We start from the raw sequence: 22775 nt of genomic DNA on the forward strand, positions 1-22775 counted from the left end.
GTACGGTATGAACAAAGGCCAGGTAATAGACTTTCTAGTTCATAGTCAGGCGCTCAAGTTTGGAGAGTTTCTCCTTAAGTCTGGACGCAAGGCCCCCTACTTTATTAACACCGGGTGTTTCGATGATGGTCGAAAGATAGCGCAGCTTGCGCGCTTCTATGCCGAGGCTATAGTGTCTCTTGGGTTAAAAGATGCGGATGCAGTGTTTGGACCAGCCTATAAGGGGATTCCACTCTGTGTTTCAACGGCGATGAGCTTGGCTCAGAACTTCGATACGAATATAGGTTTCTGCTTTAATCGTAAGGAGGCCAAGACCCGCGGCGAGGGTGGCGAGTTCGTTGGTAAGCCGCTAGTAAAGGGTATGAAGGTAGTGTTGGTTGAGGACGTAGTAACCGCTGGTACAACGCTTCAGGAGATGGTGCCGGTGCTGCGTAATCGGCTCGGCGTTGAGGTAGCTGGGGTTGTGATCCTAGTAGATAGAGCTGAGCGTGGTAAGGGGGCGCTCTCCGCTGTGCAGGAGGCAGAGCAGGAGCTCAACATTAAGATCCATCCGATCGTGACTATCTTTGATATTATTACCTACCTCTCAAAAGCTAATTCATCAGGCTTTCAGATCGATACGGATCTACAGTACAGGATTGATCAGTACCGAGCAGAGTTTGGGGCACCATGTTCGGAGCACCATGTATAGAGGCATAGTCCGTCTCTTATCATCACTAGCTCTATGTGCACTGAGCCTTGCGACTGCGTATGCAGATCCAGGCAGCGAGGCTCTCGATAACAAATCCTACGAGATGTATCAGCAGGTATTTAGTCCGTTCTGTCCCGGACGCTCACTTAACGATTGTCCATCATCTAAGGCCCAGGAGCTCAAGGCTGAGATGCGCCAAAAATTAGAGCAGGGGACTGCGCCAGAGATTATCCTAGAGGGGGTTTTTGCTCAATTTGGTGATAAGTATCGCGCCGTCCCAGTCTTTGAGGGCTTTGGTCGCATGGTTTGGATAGCCCCGTTCGGATTTGTTGTGATCGGTTTGATAGGAGCTATAATTGTTGTTTTAAGGCGTAAAAAGGGCGATTTAGGATCTAATAGCAGAACCCAGATAAAGATCTCCGCAGCCTTACAGGATCGAATCAATCAGGAGCTAACAAAACTTGATTAGTCCTAGGCTTTGCCGCACGATTGCTTGCGGATGACCTTATAAGGCCTATTTTAGGCAGGGTTGTGGGAGAGCTAGATGTCGAACGCCGCAAAGATTAACGATCAATACTCGATGATTCCTATATTTGAAGATAGCGAGCTAGTGCGCTTGGCGCGCAGGCGTTGGCACAAGCGTATGCGACGGGTTAAGCACAGGGCGCCGGTGTTGCTTAAGATAGCCGTTGTGTTGATCGGTTGCGGCCTATTTGTAAAAAGCGCAGTTGTCGAGGCCTTCTATGTGCCATCCACCTCGATGAGTCCGACCGTTAAGGCGATGGACTATATCCTGGTTGAGAAATTTCTATACGGATTACGTGTGCCGTTTGTTGAGAGGACCGTTGTTCCGTGGTCAAAGCCCAAGCGTGGCGAGGTTGTTGTCTTTAAGCGCAGCGATGATCCCGCTACTACGTTGGATGAGGGTGCGCAGAGCCTCGTAAAGCGGGTGATCGGGCTAGAGGGCGACCTAGTTGAGATAGATGGGGCGGCTGTGCATATTAACGGGGCGTTACTCAATGAGCCCTACGTTCGTTTTTTGGGGGGTGCTACAGGCGTTCAAGAGGTGTTTCGTGTTCCTCGGGGCCGAGTTTTTGTGCTCGGCGATAACCGTAACGACTCCTTTGATTCCCGCTTTTGGAGCGATCCTTTCGTTGCCTTAGAGCAAGTTATTGGAAAGGCTGTCGTAGTTTACTGGGCGAGCGCTGATAGGCGCGCATCAGGGCTAATTATGTAAGGCCCTGACGTTGACATGGCATCTTTAACTCCCTAACATTACACATATATGATAGAAGCCTTCGGCGCTTATCGCGGAAAAGCCTCCGCCTACCTCTCCCTTACCAAACCCCGTATCTTGACGATGGTTCTCGTCATGAGTGCGGCCGGATTCTTTCTTGGTGCCAAGGGTCTACAGCCCCTCGATACATTTATTATTATGTTACTAGGCACAGCGCTAAGTTCCGCTGGGGCAGCGGTTCTTAATTGCTACATTGAGCGCGACTGTGATCAGATGATGCAGCGCACCTGCAAGCGTGCAATTCCAACAGGCGAGATTGCTCCAGAGGATGCGCTATCCTTCGGACTGCAACTTGTTCTAATGGGAGTTATCCTTCTGGTATGGCAGGTAAACCTCCTAACTGGATTTCTCTCGTTGCTAACCGTTTTTCTGTACGTTTTGGTTTATACACCCCTTAAGAAGGTTACCTGGTGGAACACGGTTGTGGGAGCTATCCCCGGAGCTATTCCTCCGATGGGTGGCTGGGTTGCAGCGACCGGTAGCCTAGATCTAGGCGCGTGGATCCTCTTTCTAATCCTCTTTATATGGCAACATCCCCATTTTTACGCGATCGCTTGGATGTATCGGGATGATTATGCTCGCGGTGGATTTAAGATGCTCCCCGTTGTTTATCCAGATGGCAAACGAACCTTTAGGCAGGTGATCGGATTCTCGATAGCGCTAATACCGATCTCACTTTTGCCGTTTATTACCGGAATGGCGGGGGAGTTATACGCCTGTGGTATCGGGATTCTCGGCCTTATTTTCCTCGGTATCGGTATTAATCTCTGGCGCACCAGGTCGGTTCAGGATGCAAGGTTGCTGCTGAGGGCCTCGATTATCTACTTACCGTTGTTCTTCCTCCTTATCCTTGGGGATAGATCTCTTTAGATAACTATCCACAACAGCTTGCTCCGCAAACTTGCCCCTTGATACGGGCTAACGCATCGGGTCTGATCTGGTGAATAGCTACCTGAATAGTTACCTAAAACTCACTTTGCAACGGGCGCGACAGCAGGGCTGAGGCTAGCTGCAATGGGGCGATCTCACCCTTAAGTAGCTTAACGATATGCGCAGTTAATGGCACATCGACCGAAACCTTTACTGCTAGCTGCTCTACAAGGGGAGCGGTCGAGATCCCCTCGGCTACCGAGCCCAGCGAGGCTATAATCTGATCAATCTTTTCGCCCCTTCCTAGGCGCAGTCCGACCGTACGGTTACGGCTCAGATCCTCGGTGGCAGTCATAACGAGGTCGCCGAGTCCTGAGAGTCCAGAGAGGGTGCGAGGGTCTGCTCCAAGAGCTGTTGCAAGGCGGGTCATCTCAGCTAGTCCGCGTGAGATAAGGGCTGCGCGAGCGGAGGGACCGTAGCCCAAGGCATCCGAAACGCCGGCCGCGACGGCGATAACGTTCTTTAAGATTCCACCGAGCTCTACGCCAACAGGGTCCGTTGATGTGTAGATGCGGAGCGAGTTACCCGAGAGACTCTCTGCCACTAGGGTTGCGGTCTGCTCTGAGCTTGAGGCGGCAACTATTGAGATCGGCCGCTCTGCTACTAGATCTGAGGCAAAACTTGGCCCAGAAATAACGGCTAGGGCCGCACTAGAGTAGCCAAGCTTTGCGGCAGCATAGCTAAGGGGAGTTGTGCCGGTGCTGCTTTCTAAGCCCTTTGTGGCGCTGACTAGGATCGAAGCGCGCACCTGTGGCAGAACCTCGGACCAGGCCTTGGCAGGTAGGGCGATGATCGTTAAATCAGCGTCGTGTGTAGCAGCTAGATCTGAAGTAAGCGCTAGATTTTTTGGGATTGGGGTGCTTGTTTCTCCGTGCGGTAAAGCACCAGTATCTAAGAGCCTCTTAACAGCGGCTGGACAGCGACACCAGCCGGTAACCGCATGACCCCTACGCGCAGCATGGAGCGCAAGCGCCATACCCCACGCCCCAAGACCGATTACAGCTATGCGTTGTGCAGTATGGTTTTTGAGCATCGGCTACTAATGCCTAGTTAACGGTCTCTCCGTTTGGAGTTGCTGGGCCTGCTTCTGGAGTTGTCTCGGTCGGCGGCTCCCCTGAGCCGTTAGAATCTACTGGGCCGTTAGAATCTACTGAGCCGTTAGAATCTAATGGAGCCGGAGCGACTGCGACTACCTTCTCTTCGGCGTCTAGGTCAATCAACTTCACACCTCGGGTGTTTCGCCCGATTAGTGAGATATTCTTGGCGCTGGTGCGGATGATCTTACCACCTGAGGTGATAAGCATCAGCCCACTATCGGCCGAAACGGCGCTAGCCTCGATGACCGGACCGTTTCTGCCATCGGTCTGGATATCGATTAGCCCCTTACCACCCCGATTTTGCGATCGATATTCTGAGATCACGGTACGCTTGCCGAATCCGTTCTCGCACACCGTAAGAAGCGAGATCTGATCTGCAGGCTCAGAAGCTTCGGCCTGTTTCTTGGAGATAACGGTCATGCTAACAACCTTATCATCACCCTCAAAACGTATGCCCGTTACGCCGCGAGCCGCACGACCCATGGCGCGTACGTTATCCTCATTAAAGCGGATCGCCATACCACCGCGGGTAGCGAGGAGGATATCGTCCCCTTCGTGCGTGATAGCAGCATCGATCAAGGTGTCCCCTTCGTCGAGAGTGCAGGCCATGATGCCGTTACGACGCGAGCGTGAGAACTCATCAATCGCCGTTTTCTTAATAACACCACCACGAGTTGCGAGCACAACATAGCTATTTTCGCGCCATTCGCGGATCGGCAGTATTGCGCAGAGCTTTTCGTCCTCCTTGAGGTCAAGCAGGTTAACTAACGCTCTACCACGCGCGGTGCGTCCCGACTCCGGAATTCCCCAAACCTTGAGCCAATATACCCGACCGAGGTTTGTAAAGACGAGTAGATCCGCGAGCGTTGAGCTAACGAATAAATTCTGTGTAAAGTCATCTCCATCGCCGGCGGTGCCTATAACGCCCTTACCACCACGACGTTGCTCGCGGTACTCGGATACGGATGTGCGCTTGATGTAGCCGTTATGGCTGACGGTGACGACCATCTCTTCGTCCTCGATCAGCTCGTGCATGTTGATCTCGCCACCATCATCGACGATCTCTGTGCGGCGGGCATCGCCGAACTTTTCTTTTATCTCGGTCAGTTCAGCAACGATGATAGAATCAACTATCTTTGCGTCAGCCAGGATAGCAAGTAGCTCTCCGATCAACTGAGCAAGCGCTTCGTGCTCCTGCTCGATAGACAAGCGCTCCATGCCGGTGAGCTTCTGGAGCCTTAGATCGAGGATCGCCTGGGCTTGAGTCGTTGAAAGCCTGTAGCGACTGATAAGCTCATCGCGCGCATCCTTCGGGGTGCTGGCGGCTCGAATAAGTTTAATAACTTCATCGAGATTTAGGAGCGCTATGCGGAATCCATCTAAGAGGTGCATCCTTTCACGCGCCTTCTTGAGATCGAACTCTGTACGGCGGGTAACAACGTCTCGGCGGTGGTTGAGAAAGTGGAACAGAAAATCGGCCAATGAACATACGACCGGCTTTCCGTCTACGATCGCTAGGCTTACGATGCCGAAGCTCGACTGCATCTGTGTCAACTTGTAGAGCTGGTTCAGCACCACCTCTGGGGTTGCGTCGCGTTTAATCTCCATCACGATGCGCATGCCTGAGCGGTCGCTCTCGTCGCGCAGCTTAGAGATCCCCTCAATCTGCTTCTCATTGACCAGCTCTGCGATCTTCTCGATTAGGCGAGACTTGTTGAGTTGGTATGGAATCTCTGTGACTACTATGATGTCGGCTTCGCGTGACTTGGTTTTGATCTTCTCAAAGTGTGCCTTGGCACGAACCTGAATAATGCCTCGACCGGTTGCGTATGCGCTGACGATAGGGCCACGACCGTAGATCGATCCGCCGGTCGGGAAGTCTGGCCCAGGGATAAGTTGCAGCAGCTCTTGCAGAGAGATGTTCGGGTTATGTATGAACGCCAGCGCCCCGTCGATAACCTCAGAGAGGTTGTGTGGCGGAATATGGGTCGCCATACCAACGGCGATACCGTTTGCGCCGTTAACGAGTAGGTTTGGAATGACAGAGGGCAGGACCGATGGCTCCATAACAGAGTCATCGAAGTTGGGTGTAAAGTCGACCGTCTCCTTCTCTATGTCCTCAAGCAGGCGCTCTGCAAGTGCGGTCATGCGGCACTCAGTATAACGGTAGGCGGCAGGTGGGTCGCCATCGACGGATCCGAAATTGCCCTGCCCATCGATCAGGGGATAGCGCAGGTTCCAGCGCTGGGCTAGGCGAACGAGCGCCTCGTATACGGGCATATCTCCGTGTGGGTGATAGCGCTTGAGCACCTCACCCACAACTCCCGCGCACTTTGAGTGCTTGCGGTTAGAGACGAGGCCCTCTTTTAGCATCGCATACAGCACGCGCCGTTGTACCGGCTTAAGGCCATCACGTACGTCTGGCAGGGCGCGTCCGACGATAACGCTCATGGCGTAGTCCAGGTAGGACTGACGCATCTCGGATTCAATCGTTATGGGGCTAATAAGTGAGTGATTTTCCATCCCGTAAGGATATGTGATGGGGGGCGGTAGTTCAAGGGTCTATAAGGCCGGAAACACCATAAAATTGCTCTGTTTTGCCGGCTCATTAAAGGCTCTGAATGGGGCTGCCTTGTGTGACTGTGCGGACTGTAAAAAACCTGCTATACCAGCCAATATTGCTTGAATAATAATTCCCTAGGCCTTTCCATGAAACTTTCGATAGTCATTCCATGCTACAACGAGTGCGCCACGATTCAGCAGATCGTAGATGCGGTTAAGAGCTCACCGGTAAGGGACAAGGAGATCGTTATAGTTGACGACTGCTCGACCGATGGTACCCAAGAGATCTTAAGGACCGTGATCATCTCGCAGGTTGATAAGATCCTTTTCCACGAGGTTAATCAGGGCAAGGGCGCGGCGCTGCGTACCGGATTCAAGCACGTTACTGGCGATGTTGTGATAGTCCAGGACGCCGATATGGAGTACGACCCACAGGAGTACCCGATGCTTATGGAGCCGATTGAAAAGGGGCGCGCGGATGTGGTTTTTGGCTCCCGTTTTATCGGAGCACAGCCGCACCGCGTGGTATACTTTTGGCACATGATGGGCAATCGCTTCCTGACCCTACTTTCGAACATGTGCACCAATTTAAACCTGACCGATATGGAGACCTGCTATAAGCTTTTTCGGCGCGAGGTTATCCAATCCATTGAGATTGAGGAGTCCCGTTTCGGCTTCGAGCCTGAAATTACCGCCAAGGTGGCGGCGATGGGGTGTCGGATCTACGAAGTGGGTATCTCTTATTACGGGCGCACGTACGACGAGGGCAAGAAGATCGGATGGCGCGATGGGGTCCGAGCGATCTACGCGATCGTAAAGTATAATTTATTAAGAAGTTGCCCCAAAAAGTTCGTAGCGCCCGAGCTACGACATGAGAAGATCTCTAAGATTACGCCGGAGGCAGCTGAGAGCCGATAATATACGGCTTAACGTGGTGTAGCACCCTTACAAATGTCGCACGGATAGCATAAATAAAAATAAAACCTAGTATAAACAAATACTTGAGCGTGTTTTGAGACGCCAGAACCGCCCCCTTGTCATTAGATGAGCTATAATCCTTGGAGTTGATCTACTACAGCAACAAATCTACCCATACCGGGTAAAAACAATCTTCAAGAGATTCATCGTATGATTAGGGGACACTCACTTCAACTGCGCGCGCTGGAGAAGGCAGATCTAATATTTCTGCATCGCTTGCACAACAACTACAAGACCATGAACTACTTCTTCGAGGAGCCCTTCGAGACCCTGCGGGAGCTAGAGGATCTGTATGAGAAGTACGTGCATAGCACGACTGAACGGCGCTTCGTTATTGAGGAGATAGCAACGGGGGCCAGCATAGGAGTCTTGAGTCTAATAGAGATCGACGAAATTAATCGCAAGTGTGAGATCGATATCATCATCGATGAGAAGAGTCAGGGAAAAGGCCTTGGCAAACAGGGGTTCGTGCTCGGTATTAAGTACGCCTTTGATATTCTAAACCTATATAAGATCTATCTGGTGATCCTTCCGGATAATATACCTGGGCTTAATATCTATAAGTTTGCCGGCTTTAAAAAGGAGTGTCGCCTTAGAAAGGAATACTTCAGAAACGGCGAGTACGTAGATGTTGAGCGGATGTGCCTTTTTGAGAACCAGTGGCGGCGCAACAAGGTGCGGCTTAATGAGTACGTTGGCTTCGAGTCAGTAGATTTTAAGCAGCGTCGCAAAAAGCCTGCTCAGGAGTCCCCTGTGGTGTACAGGGCGCCGATTATAGATAGCCCCATTTCGACGCAACCGACTATGCAACCAACTACGGTCGCAGTATCGAATCAATCACAGACAGAGCGGCAGAGCGACTTGGTAGTAGAGTAGGGCTAGGTATGGTCTTTTGAGTGCCGCGATTCTGCCCCCTGGTGGACAATCAGCACCCCTTGAGCTACTTATACCCCTGTCCAAATACACCCTATTTGAACCCTACGACTTAGTTTGAAGCAGGGATCAAGATGGCGATAAATTTTAAGCGCAGGTATTTCAATAGCCTGCACCCTCTGGAGAGGTGGCCGAGTGGCTGAAGGCGCCTGATTCGAAATCAGGTCTACTGGAAACGGTAGCGGGGGTTCGAATCCCTTCCTCTCCGAGCCCCTCCGAACTATAGCTTGAACTGCCCTGTGGTCAGTATAGCTTGGACTGCCTCTATGGCAGCTTGGATCACTTCTATCCGATCTGACTAGTTCGTATTAACCAGCAATAAACTTATACTGGGGGCGAATTGTTACGTTTAACAGGTTTAAAGTAGTTGACTAAGAGAGAGGCATTTTGTAATAATTAGTCACTCTAAGCGATAGTCTTGTGGGATTTAAGCGATTCAACCGAATCGCCGGGGGATTCTGCAATCAACTAGCGGTAGATTAGGTACGGGGAGTGTCGGTCTTAATTGTTCTGACTATATTAATTCCCGCCTCCGTTGACTCTTAATTGTCTAGCGGTGCTAAAAATGCCTAAAGGAATCGAGGCCAAAACCTTCCCCGATGTCAGGACCCATGCGTCCGCGGCTACCTCGTCAACAAAATCAAACAACCAGCCTCTCTCGGTAGTAGGAGCAGATAGTCATAGCGACTATATAGCAACGTCGAGCGAATTGTCTTCCAGAACATTACCGTGTGTATCTTGTGAAGGTTTCATTAAGCGTCACAACGGCGATCACCCAGCAGCGCCGCATCGGGAAGAGTTCGATGCCCTTATGAGCACCTGCTTCTCAAGACTGAGCCCAAGGGCCCAGGAATTGGCACAGCTTAAAGTGATACAGATGCTTAAGGAGGTGCCGAACAGCGCTGCCGCGATGACGCGATTCCTCTCGCACGTCGATCTCAGTCGTTACGACCATAGCATTCATGCGGCTGCGAAGGTTCGTGATCTGAGCTCTGATGTAGCGAGCAATCTGTCCAACGAGGAGCTGTCGGTGCTTGAGATGGCCGCGTTGCTCCATGATTTGGGGCATCGCCTGGGTTCGCATGCACTTGATCGGGTTTTTGCCGCGCACCCAGCAGCGCCGGACATTCAGGCGTATGGGTGGGGACGCGAATTTCACGAGTTTCATACCGCAAAGATGGTCGCAACGTATCCAGAGTTGATAACCGCGCTTGGTCCTCTACACGCAAACGTGCTTGCCGTGTTGTGTCACTCCGATAATAGAAGAAATTGCAAAAATGAGAATGGGGAAGGCTCCGCGAAGTTGTCGGAATCGTTCGAGAAGGACTTTGGAAAGTTCGAGCCGACACTCAGTGAAGCTCGCCTAGCGTTACTAGCTGAGCTGGTTGACAAGGTGCTAGATAGAAACTCATGTCTCGAACTCGACTACATGCGTGGGGGGCTCGCTGGCGGATATGTCAAGCAGGTGCACGAGCTCATTAGCAAGTTCGAAAACGCCTTAGAGATCCGCGATGGAACGCTGCGAGTTCGTGTTTATAAGGGTGTACCTTCAGAGGAGCATAGGGCAAGTTGGATTAGCGAGTCAGATCTCAATGATTACCTGTCGTGCAGACAGTTTTTTCGTGAAATTATTGCCGCAAATGCGGCGAGTTGTCACGTCGATGTCTCCTTGTTTCAGGCCTGCGCAAGGCAGCCGAACAACGGATTTTCAACTACTCGGATCGATGTAGCAACGTATGAGAACTTCAGAAATCATATCCTGCATGGGCGATACGAAGAGGCTTTTGGCCGTGACGCCTTACAGCAGCTAACAGTTGCCACACAGGATGATTCGCTGCTTGCCGTAGATGATGTGGACGCGCCCCTTGTAACGATCACCAAGGAGGATTTTAGTGATCTAACTAAATTGACTCATGTCTCACGAGAACAGGCCTTGAATATTTCTGGAGCTGCTCGTAGCGACATGACGATTTTTGAGCATGAACTGCTGACGTACATGCGAGAACGCAAATCAACCGCTGAGCTATTAGTAGTTATTACCAACGATTTCGAGAAGGACCTGCATTATAATACGAGTGAGTCCGACGGTACTTATGGCAAGAGGACCTTCCTCGTGGTTCAATCTTCTTACAAGGCGATTAAGGTTATCGTTGCGGCGCGCGCCATAGATGAAGAGGGGCGTCCGATCAAGTTGGGCTACGCCCAGAAGCTGGTTGAGCAGTTCTGTCGAGACCGCGCGTACCTTAAGAAAGGGTGCCTCGACAGCTACGATCGGCACGTGTTCGCCAGATCTGTTCTTCCGGAAAAAGCCATAGAAGAATTACGAAGATCGATCGAGAGCCAGCTCGAATCATCGGATAATGATGTGCATATCTCTAAGATTCAGGCGCAGCTCGTCCTTGCAGCGCCTAATTTGGCTTTTAATCTATTCACTCCGGAGATACAGGAGCGGATGCGAGATCCAAAGCTCAAGTGGGAGTTGATGCGGAGGCATGGGCTAAAAGAGAGCGCACGGTTAGGCGTTATTTAGTCTGCGCCCCTTAGATACCTTTAACAGCTTCAATGAACAGCTCTTTGGCATTATGCGGCACGCGTGAATTTAATTGCGATACCACCGCAGCAGCTAGCCTTGCAGCACCACGCGCAGCGGCTTTGGCTGGTAAATCCTGCGCCAGCCCCGCCAGAAACGCACCCGCAAAGGCATCCCCCGCACCGGTTGAATCGATCGCTGTAATTTCAGAGACGAAGGCCGGTTGATGAAAGCGCTCACCCTGAAATGTCACCACAGCACCCCTTTGACCGACCGTCATAACAAGACCAGAGACTAGCTGCGAGAGCTTTAAAAAGGCGCTATCTGAGCTGGAGCTGTCCGTGATTAGCAGCGCTTCGCGCTCATTTGCAAAAAGTAGATCTATCTTTGGCAGGATCTCCTCTAGTAGCTCCTGTTTTTTTGCGCTAATTACAAACTCAGCCGAGGCGCTCAGGGCGATCTTTGTTGAAGTTGTTCGGGCTATTTCAATTGCCCTATGAAGCGCTAAGCGATTCTCCTCACTACCGGTCAAAAAGTAGCCCTCAAGGAGTAGCCACTCGCTCTGAGCGATCGCCTCGTTGTCGAGATCTTGCGGCGAGAACTGACTGCCAATACCGAGGTGCGTTCGCATCGTGCGTTCACTATCGGGGGTGATAAGGGAGACGCAGGTACCTGTGCGGCCCTGGGCGACTGGAGCATTTGATATGGTGACGCCGATCTTCTCGAACTCTGCATGGAAGAGTTGACCGTAGCGATCCTCGCCGGCAAGCCCCATGAACGTAGTCGGAACGCCCAATAATCCCGCACAGGCAGCCGAATTAGCTGCTGAGCCGCCACTCGTAATCGTTAGCATACTTAGGTCACAGGCGGCTATAAGGGTGTCCTGCCCAGCTCTATCGAGCATGCCGTAGGTGCCTGGCGTAAGGTTAAATTTACTAAGCAGCGCATGCTCGCAGCGCACCAGGATGTCAACCATAGGGTGACTGAGGGTAATGAGGCGCTTCATGTTCTGAGCTTCTGAAAAAATCGTTGAAGTAGCTGCGTACATTCCTCTGCACGGACGTTGCGTATCACTCTAGGAGCGGGACCAAGACGCTCATCCAAGCTTAGGTCATAAAGCGAGCCCAGCGCTCCCTGCCTGGAATCGCCGCTACCAAATACAATAGTCGGTATACGAGCTAAGCGTATCGCTCCTAGGCACATCGTGCATGGCTCAAGGGTTACACACAACACACATTCATTTAGCCGCCAACTAGCAAGCTTTTGCGAGGCGGCATTGATAGCATGTATCTCTGCATGCGAAGCCACGCTCAAATCCCTTTCGGTAGAATTTCTGCCCCGCCCGATTATCACGTTATTATGCGCGATGACAGCACCAACAGGAACCTCGCCTGCAGCTTCAGCCGCGCGCGCCTCAAGCAGCGCTTCCTGCATTAGGAGTTCAAGTAATTGAGGTTCTAGCACCCGCTATTTGCCGCCGCAAATGAACTCACCTCAGCCGGTGATATGTTGGGCATGCCACCTTTGCGGGTAGCGTTCATAGCACCCATTAGGTTTCCGAAGTAGCAGCACTCCCTAAGCGAGGCGCCCGCAAGATGCTTAAAGGCAAACCCAGCCGAGAACGAGTCCCCCGATCCGATCGTGTCGCTTACTGTGATAGAGAGGCCTGGTACCGTTGTCTCTTCACCCTTATTATCGATAGCGAATACGCCATCTTCACCAAGGGTAACTAGGACGGTCTTAATGCCGAAGCTCTGCATGACCTGTTGCGCCATATCGCGTGGAGTTGTTGCAGATAGCCCAAGCAGCTCTGTAACAACCTTAGCCTCGCTGGCATTAAGTTTAAGGATGTCGGTTCGTCGAAACGATGCAGAGATCGTCTCGGCGCTGTAACACTCCTTGCGTAAATTAATGTCGAGAAATTTGGTCGCGTTCGTAGCCGCATCAAGGACAGCATAGACAGCCGCGCGTGTCTTTGGGCTGCGCTGCACTAGGGTGCCGAAGCAGATAAAGGCAGACCCCGAAGCCGCACTAAGAAGCTCCGGTGTGGCCTCCATAAAATCGTACGCAACGGTCTTATTAATAGTAAAGCTTGGGTTACCCTCGGCCGTAAGGATTACGTCAACTGTGCCGGTTGCAAAACTAGGGTCGCGTTGAACTAAGCTTAGATCGAAATTCTTTTCAGAGAGTCCAGCCAGAAGTTCATCGCCGAGAGCGTCCTGTCCTACTCGACTAACAATCAATGCAGGTACGCCAAGCTGTCTCAAACGATAGCAAAAATTGGCAGGAGCTCCGCCGAGTAACCTTTCAGATGGAAGCACGTCCCAGAGCAGCTCACCGAGAGCCAGGACCGAACTATTAGAGTTTGTAGAAATCATAGCTGCTCTCCGTAATTTATCCGCAAGTTAACAGAAGCGTTGTATACCTGAGTGTTGCGATGGTTTAAGCATCTTTCTCAGGTCCGAGGCAAGTTACACCGCTAAAAAGCTATTGATATAGCTTATAGTGGGGGGGGGTAGAGCGATGGCTTAATTAAAACTCGCCGCAGCGCTAACTTTCAAGTCCTATAATTTAAATTTAATTATATCAAGGAGTTGCAGATTCTTCTAGCTTTGATCAGATGCCTACAATTAGAGACCCGTACGTAGTGTTTAGGCCATCTGTACTAGCGAGATGTTTCAAAATAGCTAGACTAAGGGTCCTGGCTGGGGTATCAAAGATGTATATTATTTTTCCCCTAGGCTCACTCTATGTGAGCCAAACTGCCCAACTTATCATGGGCTATCATTCAATTTGCTTACGCTAGGAATCCGCAGGGTTCTCTGTCCGAATCTGCAAGTTTTTCACAACGTTGATTTATAAGTCATCCTAATACTCGCCTATTTTGTTGCGGGTACGTGAACAATTCGCCTTTTCCATGCAGAGAACGATGAATTTTTGCGCTCCAAAGCTAGAGGTTAAGGCTCATGACGGGACATGAATACAACGATCTTGGTGAAGGTCGTATTGGGGGAAGGGTAGTTGCACAGCATGGCTACAGTGAGCTCTCAGTTCCAAAGGGTGCTCAACAAGGTGCTCAACAAGGTGCTCAACGGCTAAGTCATAAAGGGCCCTTAAATATTGTGGTCCTCTCGCCGGACGAGGAGCTTGTTCTTAGTGGATTTGATGCGTTCCTGACCGATAACGACGACACGCTGTCGCGTAGCGCTGGGGAGTTAGCGCACGATGGGCCAGAGGCAGTTTTTGCGCAGCTTATCAGCAAGAAGCTTGTTGAATTCGATCCCACCTTGGCCAATGAAACTAACTATAATAGCACCGGTAGCATCTTTACGACGCCTGAGGGGTGGCAGAAATATCGAGATCGCCTTGGGGGTACTCCAGCATCGAATATTGAGGGCATGTTAAGGGTAGCGGAGATAGAGTACGAGGAGATCGGATTCAAGGGGTGTTTTGATAAAGAGAGAGATCTTGCGCAGCTCGATGCGTTATACGCAAAGCCTGGAGATTGGATGCATGGGATTCAGCCCGATGCAGGCCTAATAAGCTTCATTAAAGCAGCAAATAAGCCTACCGCGATGGTTACCGCTAGTAGGGAGTCGTATACGCACGCGCTCTTGGAGGAGAAGAAGCTAGGAGATCTTTTTTCAGTTGTAATCTGTAACGCTCAAAAGAAAGTTGGTAAGGGCTTTAGTGGGGTTAGCCTCATTGATGCTTGCGAACAGCTTGAGGTCTCTCCGTCAAGAACAGTTATGTCTGGTGACACCATGAGTGATGTTGGTGCCGCCAAGCTGGCAGGAGTTCCCGTTACGATTATTCGTCTCTACGACCATCTCGAGTTAGCTCCTGATCTTAATCAGGCCGCTGAGCAGGGAGAAATTGACAGGGAGGTTGAAAAGCAGGCTGAGTTTGTAAATCAGATACACTCATTTCAACAGCATTCCGAAAACTCTCCGCTATTGTGGGAGAGCCCTTATACACAAACTGTTATTATCATAAAGTGCTTTAGTCAGGTTAAGTATGCAGAGCTTCCTACGAGTAATGCAGGGGACACTCCCGAGTATGAAGTTAGACGCAAATTTAGCGCCCTAGAGCAGAGCGTAGCAACGCAGAGCTCTGAACATCATCCAAGTTTAGGAAATAGCACTAAAAAATTGGGTGAAATAAAACTGGGTAAAGAGGCAATAGAAGGAAAAACCTATGGACATCTCCCTAAGTTCGCAAAGTAGATCTGTTGAGTTTGGATTTTCAAAGACGCCCGAATTTATCGATGTGGTTGCGTACCGTACCTATTGTCACGGAGTAGTCGAGGCATGGCGCAAGCTCGCAGCGCAGCTGCCAAGCATGCCGACCTTTAGCTCTCATCGCGCTTCTATTGAAATGGGAGGTTTCGAGGTTATTCAGACCGGCTGGGGCGGGGTTAACATTACAAAACACGAGCATCCCCAGGTTGAAAAGTTTCTTGTAGTCGATTCCGGAAAGTTCCTAGCCTTTGAGAAACATGAAGAGAAGTTAGAGACCCTGAACGGCAGGGAGGGCTATGGGATACTTGTCTTTAGACCTGAGGGTGAAAGCAAGCTCGTTGCTGAACTGATAGAGCCCGGTTGGTCTAGAACCCTTAAGCCTGGGCAGGAGCACACGATTATTGCGCTCACAGATCTATTAGTATTCGAAAGCTCCGTGGACCCCAAAGGAATGGACCAGGATCTGATCTTTATCTTTATGCCAGAGTAGGGTGCTTCTTGGAGTAGCCCTTAGAGGGTCTTGGTGTATGACAACTATCGGGAGCGCATTAGCCCTCGGAGATCTACTGTGGAACGAGCTGCCCTCAAGTACACGGCTCGGCGGATGGGCCGCGGCATTTGCTTTTAGGCTGCAACAACTAGGAGTAGATACAGCTCTTGCAAGTGGCGTTGGTAACGATGAAGAGGGCAGGCGCGCTATTCAGGAGCTGCGTTTATTAGGGCTTGAGTGCGATCTGATCGGCACTGAGAATCGCCTCCGCACAGGCTCTGCTAAGGTGCAGATTGAACCCTCTGGTCATCCGATATACAGCACGCTGCCCACGGGCGCAGCCGATGGTATGGCAACAAGCAGTGCGCTTATGGCACGAGCCACGCGAGCAACCCTGCTTTACTTTAACTCATTAAGCTTACGTGGCTATATCACTAACAATTGTCTGCAGGCGGTGCTCGATCGTGCGCCGCAGGCATGCAAGGTGTTTGATCTCCGTTTTGCCGCCGAGTTTATTCCAATAGAGACCGTTAGGCAGGGGCTGGAGCGGGCCGATATTGTGCGTATAAGTGCTGAAGATCTTGGGCGCGTACATTCCGCGCTGCATCTGCCGGAGCTTGAGCCGCTAGATCTCTGTAGGGCGATTGTAGAGCGACACCGAGTTTCGGTCTGCATTGTGAGCGATCCGGTGTATGGCACAACCGTAGCAACTCGAGATCTGGGATTCGCCGTCACGCAGCCTACGGCGGTTGCCACCGTAGATCTACTTGGCTGGCACGAGGCTTTTCTGGCCGGCTTTCTTGTAAAGCTATTTCAGGAGGCCCCCCTGGATCTCTGCTGTAAGTACGGCGAACGTTATGGCGCCGTGGTGGCGAAAATGCACGGTGCGCTGCAGCCAATCGCTGCATCCGAGCTTACGCGCCTACAGGAAGGCAACGGCACCTAATTGCGATTCTAAGATCTAGTAGCATCTTGATTAGAGCTCGCGATTAGAGCTCGCGTATTTATGCGCCAGGGCAGAGAGAACGAAGCTGTTGGAAGAAGCTATTCTATCGTCTGGTGAAGGTGGCGCTATGCAGATGAAATCCAGAGGAGCATGCAGAGAAGTGGTCTGAAGTGCTAAGCGGTAACGCAGGTAGGTGGCGCTCTTTCTGGCTCCGATGCTAGGAGCCTCGCGCCCAGCGTAATCTCTGAATGTTTCTACCGCACCATTTTCTGAGGAAAAGAAACGCGCAAGCTCAAACAGCGTATTTTCTAGCTTGTTAGGTTTGAACTGATAGAGATGCCCAGCATAAAATCCTATCGTAGAGGGATCAGATGAAGCCCCATCTAGTGGTAGGCGAGGTAGGATAAAGAACTCATCGATCCCTGATGGTCTCACGGTTAATTGCAATCGATCGCCCGCTGTATTCGTTGCCTCCAGAACTACGCCATGCTCTGAACGCGCCAGCTCACGAATCGTGCTCTGATTTGGTTTATAGAGTGAGGAGGTAAGAGATGTGGTGGCCCGGTCGATAAAATACTGAAAAAGTTCTGCTTTAGATAGGGTTGAGACGGAGCATAGAATCGGTTCTAGAGCTGCAATTAGGGGGGTAGCGGAGATATTACGAATCGTTTGCTGCTCTGTGATGAAATCTCCAAGCTCGCCCGGAAAGGTGCTTTGGCTATCAATAAACTTGCGCGTAAGGCGATGAAGCCATATCTCCCGCTGCACTTCAGAGTAATCACTAAGATTAAGCTCAAAACACAACGCGCCTAAGCGTTCGACGTTATGTGTTCGAGTATCCCATGGTAGAATCTTATGTCCGATGTCGATCTCTATTGAACCATGACCGTCATGATCTAAGGTGATAGAGAGCTGCTTATAAAGAGAAGGCGCATCATGAAATTGAATACAGGCTGTGTTTTCGCGGGCAAGGATACGGCTTGCGGTAGATATTACGCTGAGATCTGTAGGCTCAAAAACTTTAGCAACGGACTCATATTGCGCAGTCCATAAAGTTGCCGCAGTCATTAGGGCAGGAGAGTTGTTCTCTGTTCCTGGAAATGAGATCGTTCTGCTAGTCTTCTTTTGAAGCTTTTCGAGAGGTGTGGAGATCTCGGTTTTATCGAGCCCTCCAATTTCAAGCAAAAGTTTTTTAATGGGCTCGGGGCTCCTCCAGGTATCAGAGCCAGAGATCTCAAAGGTCAGACGCTCACTACGCTCAGAGTCTGAGGCGCTCAAAACAACCACGTATCCATCCATGCCTCGCTGTACAGAGAGGCAGGCACCGTTGGTGCGCTCGACCACTAACTCCGCATCATCTAAGGAGTTGAAAAAAAGGGCCCAATCGATGCGAGGAAGTCCCTGCTCAGAAGGCTCGGGGGCCGACATAGGTATTGAACCGAAACGCTCTGAGAAAAAAGCCTCAAAGTTTTCAATCGGGCTGGTGTTAAATCGATTAACGAGATCCTCAAAGAACGATGTGGAGGAAGTCGTTGGTATCGGCAATGCATACGCACGATATAACGGAGCTCCGGTCAATGTGTTTGGATTGGCAGAGGTGTTAAGTGAGATAAAAACAGCGTGCGGAGCTTCGATATAATTTTCATTAGACTGATAAATTGCATGAAATCTTGAGATTTTTGGATCTGCTCTCTCTGCAATGATTAGATGGGGGTCTCTAAAGCCAAGGTCGTAAAGAATATGTGCACAGGCAGTATGCTGAGATTGAAGGGGATCTTCTCTGCGTTGCGGTGACTGGTTGGGCATCATAATTAATCGAAGGAGTAATTACTCTGGATCTGCGCTGGCTCTGCAGGGTTAGCTAGGTGCTATGAGTATAGCTAACATCGTTTTGGTTAATCAATTACTGGCCGTAATTTGGATAAAATGGTGGGGATAGGGTGTGACGCTGCTGTTTATAAACAGAGAAGACACCTTTTTGGGTCAGTTTAAGAAGCGTGATGTGGAACTAGCTGACTAGATCGGGGTGAATCAGATCTAATCTGCAGGGGCTAGCTAAGCCCCTCTATAAGGGGTGCGTTACTGCATTAGTATGGCGGAGAGAGGGGGATTCACCCTGTTGTTGGTTCCCGCCTGCGCGGGCACAGCTTCGAACCCCCTCTATAAGGGGTGCGTTACTGCATTAGTATGGCGGAGAGAGGGGGATTCGAACCCCCGATAGGGGATTAGCCTATACACGCTTTCCAAGCGTGCGCCATCAGCCACTCGGCCATCTCTCCATAAGGGTACTCTCGCGTGGTTCATACTCTATACGCCACCTAAGGGGCGGTGTAAAATGGCGGAAGGGAAGGGATTCGAACCCCCGATACCGTTTCCGGTATTCCGGTTTTCAAGACCGGCGCCATTAACCACTCGGCCACCCTTCCGCACGAGCCCCTCCAGGATATCGTATATCTTTCATAATAAGCAACGGTTTAGGCCACTATTCACCCGGTCAGATTCGAGTGCGTTAACCCCTATCAAGGGGTGAGTAAGCGGAGCAAACTGGTGGAAATAGTTACCAGTTTAGGTCTGATATGGGCAAGATGCTCCGCTGCCTTGCGAAATTCTATGGATTTGTTACGTTGCCATTCCCTTGTGCGCTCTTAGCTCAGCTGGATAGAGCATCTGACTACGAATCAGAAGGTCGGTGGTTCGAATCCTCCAGGGCGCACCAGTTTTTTTCCTGTTTTTTTTACCTGTTTTAGTTGTTATTGGAGAGTTGGCCGAGTGGCTGAAGGCGACGGTTTGCTAAATCGTTATACGGCCAAAAGCTGTATCGGGGGTTCGAATCCCCCACTCTCCGCCATAATAAACACAGGACGCATCCTTAATAGGGGGTTCGAACCTGTGCCTGCGGATGCGGGCACCCATAATAAACACAGGACGCATCCTTAATAGGGGGTTCGAACCTGTGCCTGCGGATGCGGGCACGAATGACGCGGAACACTATCTTCTCATAAAGATAAAGCTTCCGAGCACAAACCCCACCGCTGCTCCACCTGTATGAGCTGTTGAGCTCACCTCAGGAACCATCAGATCAAAGATCCCCTGCAGCACCACGATCTGAAGCATCGAAGCGAGCTGAGCCTTTGCCACCATACTACCCGAGCGTCGAAATGCTTTAAGGGAGAACGCCGCCTGAATTCCAACTAGCCCTAGCACGCTTGCCGATGCTCCTAGCAGAACGATGGAATGTGGAGTGGTTGCAACAAGTGAGGCACCGAAGGCGACTAACATTCCTCCCGCTCCGCACAGTAGATAGGCCATTATGTAGCGCAGCGGCCCAAGGATTGATTCCGTTAATGGTCCAAGGAACCAGAGCCCCAACATGTTGCAAAATAGGTGCAGCACACCCCAGTGCATAAACTGAGCGCTCAATAGACGCCACCACTCACCCTGCTCAAGCAGTGGGGTATAGAGTGCGCCGAGTGCAACGAATCGTACTGGGTCGTTTGTGGCGCCGTTCCAGAGTTGATAGAGAAAAACGGCTACGTTGGCTAATATAAGTAGCTTTGTTGCTGGGCAGGGCAGTCGCCTCATAGGGGCGCGCTTATTGGCATAGCTCTTGATGACGATAAAGTAGACCGCAAGAATGCCGATGGCGATTAATCCGGCATCGGCAGGGGCGAGAAGCCATGCCAGCGCGCACCCTGCAATTGCTATAAGATTACCGATTAGTATCCATCCTGGCAGTTGCTTACTAAATCGTAGGATGTTGTATAGGTCACCTAGCAGGTTAAGGGAGGCTAGCAGTAATAGAATATGGTTGATGTCCATGCGTTGTTAGTGAACATACCCCCCATACAGGACCCCTGCAATAAGTCGTATAGGTTGCTAAAGCTGAAAGTTGATTGTGCTGCGAAGGTATCCACGTGTAAAAGATAGGGGTGCTTTATATTGTAGCTCAGTTGATTGAGCTAAGTGAGGTCCCGGCACACCCTCCTGATAGGTACTTGATAGGCAACTATATGGCACATGATCTTTTTAATACTTTGCAGGAGTTTTCAACGGGTGCCGGCAAGCGCGCCAAGTTTTATTCACTCCCTGCCCTTGAGAAGGCCGGTATCGGCAAGATATCCCGTCTACCGGTCTCGATCAGAATTGTGCTTGAGTCAGTTTTGCGTAACGTGGACGGGGCACGGGTAGAGGAGCGAAATGTGCGCGAGCTGGCTGCTTGGGAGCCGCATGCCGAGCGTGTAGCTGAGATCCCCTTCGTTGTAGCGCGCGTGCTTTTGCAGGATTTTACCGGAGTACCGCTCGGAGTTGACCTCGCTGCGATGCGCACAGCGATGCAAAAACTGAAGATGGACCCGGGATTAATCGAGCCGCTGGTGCCGGTGGATCTAGTAGTCGACCACTCTGTACAGGTCGACTTCTCTAATAGAAGTGACGCACTCCAGCTTAATATGGGAGCTGAGTTCGAGCGCAACGAATCGCGCTATCAGTTTCTTAAGTGGTGCAAGCAGGCGTTTAAATCGTTCAGCGTAGTGCCGCCCGGATTTGGTATCTGTCACCAGGTTAATCTTGAGTATCTGGCACAGGGAGTAATTGAGCGCCAAGGCATCTATATGCCAGATACGTTGGTAGGCACAGACTCTCACACTACCATGATTAATGGGCTCGGTGTTGTTGGATGGGGAGTTGGTGGAATAGAAGCTGAAGCTGCGATGCTTGGGCAGCCCGTATATTTCCTAACACCGGATGTAGTTGGCTTTCATATGCACGGCAAGCTATCGCCTGGTGTAACAGCGACAGATCTGGTGCTACACGTTACGAATGTTCTGCGTAAGGCCAAGGTTGTAGGAAAGTTCGTTGAGTTTTTTGGAGAGGGGGCACAGTCGGTGCCAGTTACCGATCGTGCAACTATAGCAAATATGGCTCCGGAGTACGGCGCAACGATGGGATTCTTCCCAGTTGATGAGCGCACCTGCGAGTATCTGCTTGCAACAGGACGTGATGTTGAGCAGGTAAATACATTCACGAACTATTTTAAGGCGCAGGGGCTCTTTGGGATTCCTCAAAAGGGAGATTGCGATTATTCGCAGATAGTTGAACTTGATCTCTCACAGGTAAAACCAAGTGTTGCAGGACCGAAGCGTCCGCAAGACAAGATTGAGCTGACGGATGTTAAGAGCGCCTTTACGGATCTTCTGACTAAATCTGTAGATGATGGGGGCTACGGTAAGGATAGCGCGGAGCTTGCAAAGAGCTTTCAGGTTTCTGTACCTGAAACTGGGGTCGGCAGCCAATGCAGCACCTCTATAATGGCGGATGTGCAGCACGGCGGAGTTTTTATCGCTTCGATTACCTCCTGTACCAACACATCTAATCCGAGTGTGATGCTAGCAGCTGGACTGCTTGCTAAGAAGGCCGTTGAGAGGGGGCTGAAGGTTAAATCGTTTGTAAAAACGTCACTCGCTCCGGGCTCACGCGCAGTTAGTGAGTATCTCTCAAAGACCGGACTGCAGAGCTACCTCGATCAGCTCGGTTTTCAGGTGGTCGGTTACGGTTGTACAACCTGCATAGGAAATTCAGGACCACTCGATCCAAAGATCGAGGAGTGCCTAACCCAGCACGACCTGATTGGAGCCTCGGTGCTCTCAGGTAATCGTAACTTTGAGGCGCGGGTGCACCAAAGCATTAAGGCTAATTTCCTAATGAGTCCACCCCTTGTGGTTGCATACGCATTGGCTGGATCTGTCAGAATCGATCTTACCCAGGAGGCGCTCGGGACAGATCATGCTGGCCAACCAGTTTTTATGCGTGATATATGGCCATCCGCTGAAGAGGTATTGGCACTTATGCCGCAGGCATTTAACCCGGAGATGTATCGACGTCTCTATGCAAACGTAGTAGCAGAGAATCCGTTGTGGGACAGGGTTCCATCTAGTAGTGGGGTTGTATACGAGTGGGATGCTGCATCGACCTATATTCAGGAGCCCCCGTATTTTGAGAACTTTGAGCTTACTCCGCGAGCCTCTGAGCGCATTGAGGGTGCACGCGCTCTAGCAATCTTTGGTGATTCGGTTACTACCGAC

Annotated in this window: 18 protein-coding genes and 5 tRNA genes; 14 read left to right on the forward strand and 9 right to left on the reverse strand. The window is 50.9% G+C overall.

Going from position 1 to position 22775, the window contains the following annotated elements:
- The first annotated feature begins 7 nt into the window (after positions 1-7).
- The 4 genes from pyrE to cyoE all read left to right on the forward strand — a co-directional run bounded on the left by pyrE (position 8) and on the right by cyoE (position 2858).
- Positions 8-691, forward strand: coding sequence for an orotate phosphoribosyltransferase (gene pyrE / locus NTV65_05750; protein MCX6114706.1), 684 nt, complete (start codon positions 8-10; stop codon positions 689-691).
- Positions 684-1160 carry a cytochrome c-type biogenesis protein CcmH gene (locus NTV65_05755; GenBank protein ID MCX6114707.1) on the forward strand — a complete coding sequence of 159 codons (477 nt, stop codon included), beginning with the start codon at positions 684-686 and terminating at the stop codon, positions 1158-1160. The genes pyrE and NTV65_05755 overlap by 8 nt, the downstream gene beginning before the upstream one ends.
- 75 nt (positions 1161-1235) lie before the next feature.
- A complete protein-coding gene (lepB, locus tag NTV65_05760) occupies positions 1236-1928 on the forward strand; it encodes a signal peptidase I (GenBank protein ID MCX6114708.1) in 693 nt (230 codons plus the stop codon).
- Between the two features lie 48 nt (positions 1929-1976).
- A complete protein-coding gene (gene cyoE / locus NTV65_05765; protein ID MCX6114709.1) occupies positions 1977-2858 on the forward strand; it encodes a heme o synthase in 882 nt (293 codons plus the stop codon).
- Between the two features lie 94 nt (positions 2859-2952).
- Here the strand turns inward: cyoE and NTV65_05770 are convergent, their stop codons facing one another.
- Positions 2953-3951: an NAD(P)-dependent glycerol-3-phosphate dehydrogenase gene (locus tag NTV65_05770; protein MCX6114710.1), complete on the reverse strand. Its 999-nt coding sequence runs from the start codon at positions 3949-3951 to the stop codon at positions 2953-2955.
- 13 nt (positions 3952-3964) lie between these two features.
- On the reverse strand, positions 3965-6538 hold the full coding sequence (gyrA, locus tag NTV65_05775) for a DNA gyrase subunit A (protein ID MCX6114711.1): 2574 nt from the start codon (positions 6536-6538) through the stop codon (positions 3965-3967).
- Positions 6539-6724: 186 nt separating this feature from the next.
- Here gyrA and NTV65_05780 point away from each other — a divergent pair, with 186 nt between their 5' ends.
- The 4 genes from NTV65_05780 (at position 6725) to NTV65_05795 (ending at position 11018) form a co-directional block, all read left to right on the forward strand.
- Positions 6725-7495, forward strand: coding sequence for a glycosyltransferase family 2 protein (locus NTV65_05780; GenBank protein ID MCX6114712.1), 771 nt, complete (start codon positions 6725-6727; stop codon positions 7493-7495).
- A gap of 210 nt (positions 7496-7705) precedes the next feature.
- The gene (locus NTV65_05785; protein ID MCX6114713.1) at positions 7706-8431 is read left to right on the forward strand and encodes a GNAT family N-acetyltransferase; all 726 of its coding nucleotides are present in this window, start codon (positions 7706-7708) and stop codon (positions 8429-8431) included.
- Between the two features lie 178 nt (positions 8432-8609).
- Positions 8610-8696: transfer RNA gene (locus NTV65_05790), tRNA-Ser, on the forward strand.
- A gap of 357 nt (positions 8697-9053) precedes the next feature.
- Complete coding sequence (locus tag NTV65_05795; GenBank protein MCX6114714.1) at positions 9054-11018, forward strand: HD domain-containing protein; 1965 nt, start codon at positions 9054-9056, stop codon at positions 11016-11018.
- 10 nt (positions 11019-11028) lie between these two features.
- Here NTV65_05795 and NTV65_05800 read toward each other — a convergent pair whose 3' ends face one another.
- From NTV65_05800 to NTV65_05810, 3 genes are read right to left on the reverse strand one after another with little or no spacing between them, the layout of a single operon-like run.
- Positions 11029-12024 (reverse strand): adenosine kinase, encoded by a 996-nt coding sequence (locus NTV65_05800; protein ID MCX6114715.1) that lies wholly within the window; start codon positions 12022-12024, stop codon positions 11029-11031.
- Positions 12021-12482 (reverse strand): nucleoside deaminase, encoded by a 462-nt coding sequence (locus tag NTV65_05805; protein ID MCX6114716.1) that lies wholly within the window; start codon positions 12480-12482, stop codon positions 12021-12023. Before NTV65_05805 ends, NTV65_05800 begins: the two co-directional genes overlap by 4 nt.
- The gene (locus NTV65_05810) at positions 12476-13396 is read right to left on the reverse strand and encodes a carbohydrate kinase (GenBank protein MCX6114717.1); all 921 of its coding nucleotides are present in this window, start codon (positions 13394-13396) and stop codon (positions 12476-12478) included. Before NTV65_05810 ends, NTV65_05805 begins: the two co-directional genes overlap by 7 nt.
- A 588-nt stretch (positions 13397-13984) precedes the next feature.
- Between NTV65_05810 and NTV65_05815 the strand changes: the two genes are divergently transcribed.
- Genes NTV65_05815 through NTV65_05825 form a run of 3 tightly spaced genes read left to right on the forward strand, consistent with a single transcriptional unit; the run spans position 13985 to position 16695 of the window.
- The gene (locus NTV65_05815; protein ID MCX6114718.1) at positions 13985-15244 is read left to right on the forward strand and encodes an HAD hydrolase-like protein; all 1260 of its coding nucleotides are present in this window, start codon (positions 13985-13987) and stop codon (positions 15242-15244) included.
- Positions 15216-15749, forward strand: coding sequence for a hypothetical protein (locus NTV65_05820; protein MCX6114719.1), 534 nt, complete (start codon positions 15216-15218; stop codon positions 15747-15749). Before NTV65_05815 ends, NTV65_05820 begins: the two co-directional genes overlap by 29 nt.
- 37 nt (positions 15750-15786) lie before the next feature.
- The gene (locus NTV65_05825) at positions 15787-16695 is read left to right on the forward strand and encodes a PfkB family carbohydrate kinase (protein MCX6114720.1); all 909 of its coding nucleotides are present in this window, start codon (positions 15787-15789) and stop codon (positions 16693-16695) included.
- 30 nt (positions 16696-16725) lie between these two features.
- Here the strand turns inward: NTV65_05825 and NTV65_05830 are convergent, their stop codons facing one another.
- The 3 genes from NTV65_05830 to NTV65_05840 all read right to left on the reverse strand — a co-directional run bounded on the left by NTV65_05830 (position 16726) and on the right by NTV65_05840 (position 19121).
- Positions 16726-18504 carry a hypothetical protein gene (locus NTV65_05830; protein MCX6114721.1) on the reverse strand — a complete coding sequence of 593 codons (1779 nt, stop codon included), beginning with the start codon at positions 18502-18504 and terminating at the stop codon, positions 16726-16728.
- 379 nt (positions 18505-18883) lie between these two features.
- Positions 18884-18974 (reverse strand) — tRNA-Ser (locus NTV65_05835).
- Positions 18975-19031: 57 nt separating this feature from the next.
- Positions 19032-19121: transfer RNA gene (locus tag NTV65_05840), tRNA-Ser, on the reverse strand.
- Positions 19122-19334: 213 nt separating this feature from the next.
- Here NTV65_05840 and NTV65_05845 point away from each other — a divergent pair.
- Together NTV65_05845 and NTV65_05850 are read left to right on the forward strand one after the other, a co-directional pair.
- Positions 19335-19411 (forward strand) — tRNA-Arg (locus tag NTV65_05845).
- A gap of 39 nt (positions 19412-19450) precedes the next feature.
- A tRNA-Ser gene (locus tag NTV65_05850) sits at positions 19451-19543 on the forward strand.
- Between the two features lie 140 nt (positions 19544-19683).
- On the opposite strand, the gene NTV65_05855 is transcribed toward NTV65_05850, so the two are convergent.
- Positions 19684-20514, reverse strand: coding sequence for a rhomboid family intramembrane serine protease (locus tag NTV65_05855; GenBank protein ID MCX6114722.1), 831 nt, complete (start codon positions 20512-20514; stop codon positions 19684-19686).
- Between the two features lie 191 nt (positions 20515-20705).
- Between NTV65_05855 and acnA the strand changes: the two genes are divergently transcribed.
- Positions 20706-22775, forward strand: a 2070-nt coding sequence (gene acnA, locus NTV65_05860) for an aconitate hydratase AcnA (protein ID MCX6114723.1), incomplete at its 3' end; no start/stop codon positions are given.

The sequence above is a fragment of the Pseudomonadota bacterium genome (genome assembly GCA_026390555.1).
Taxonomy (GTDB): domain Bacteria; phylum Bdellovibrionota_C; class UBA2361; order UBA2361; family OMII01; genus OMII01.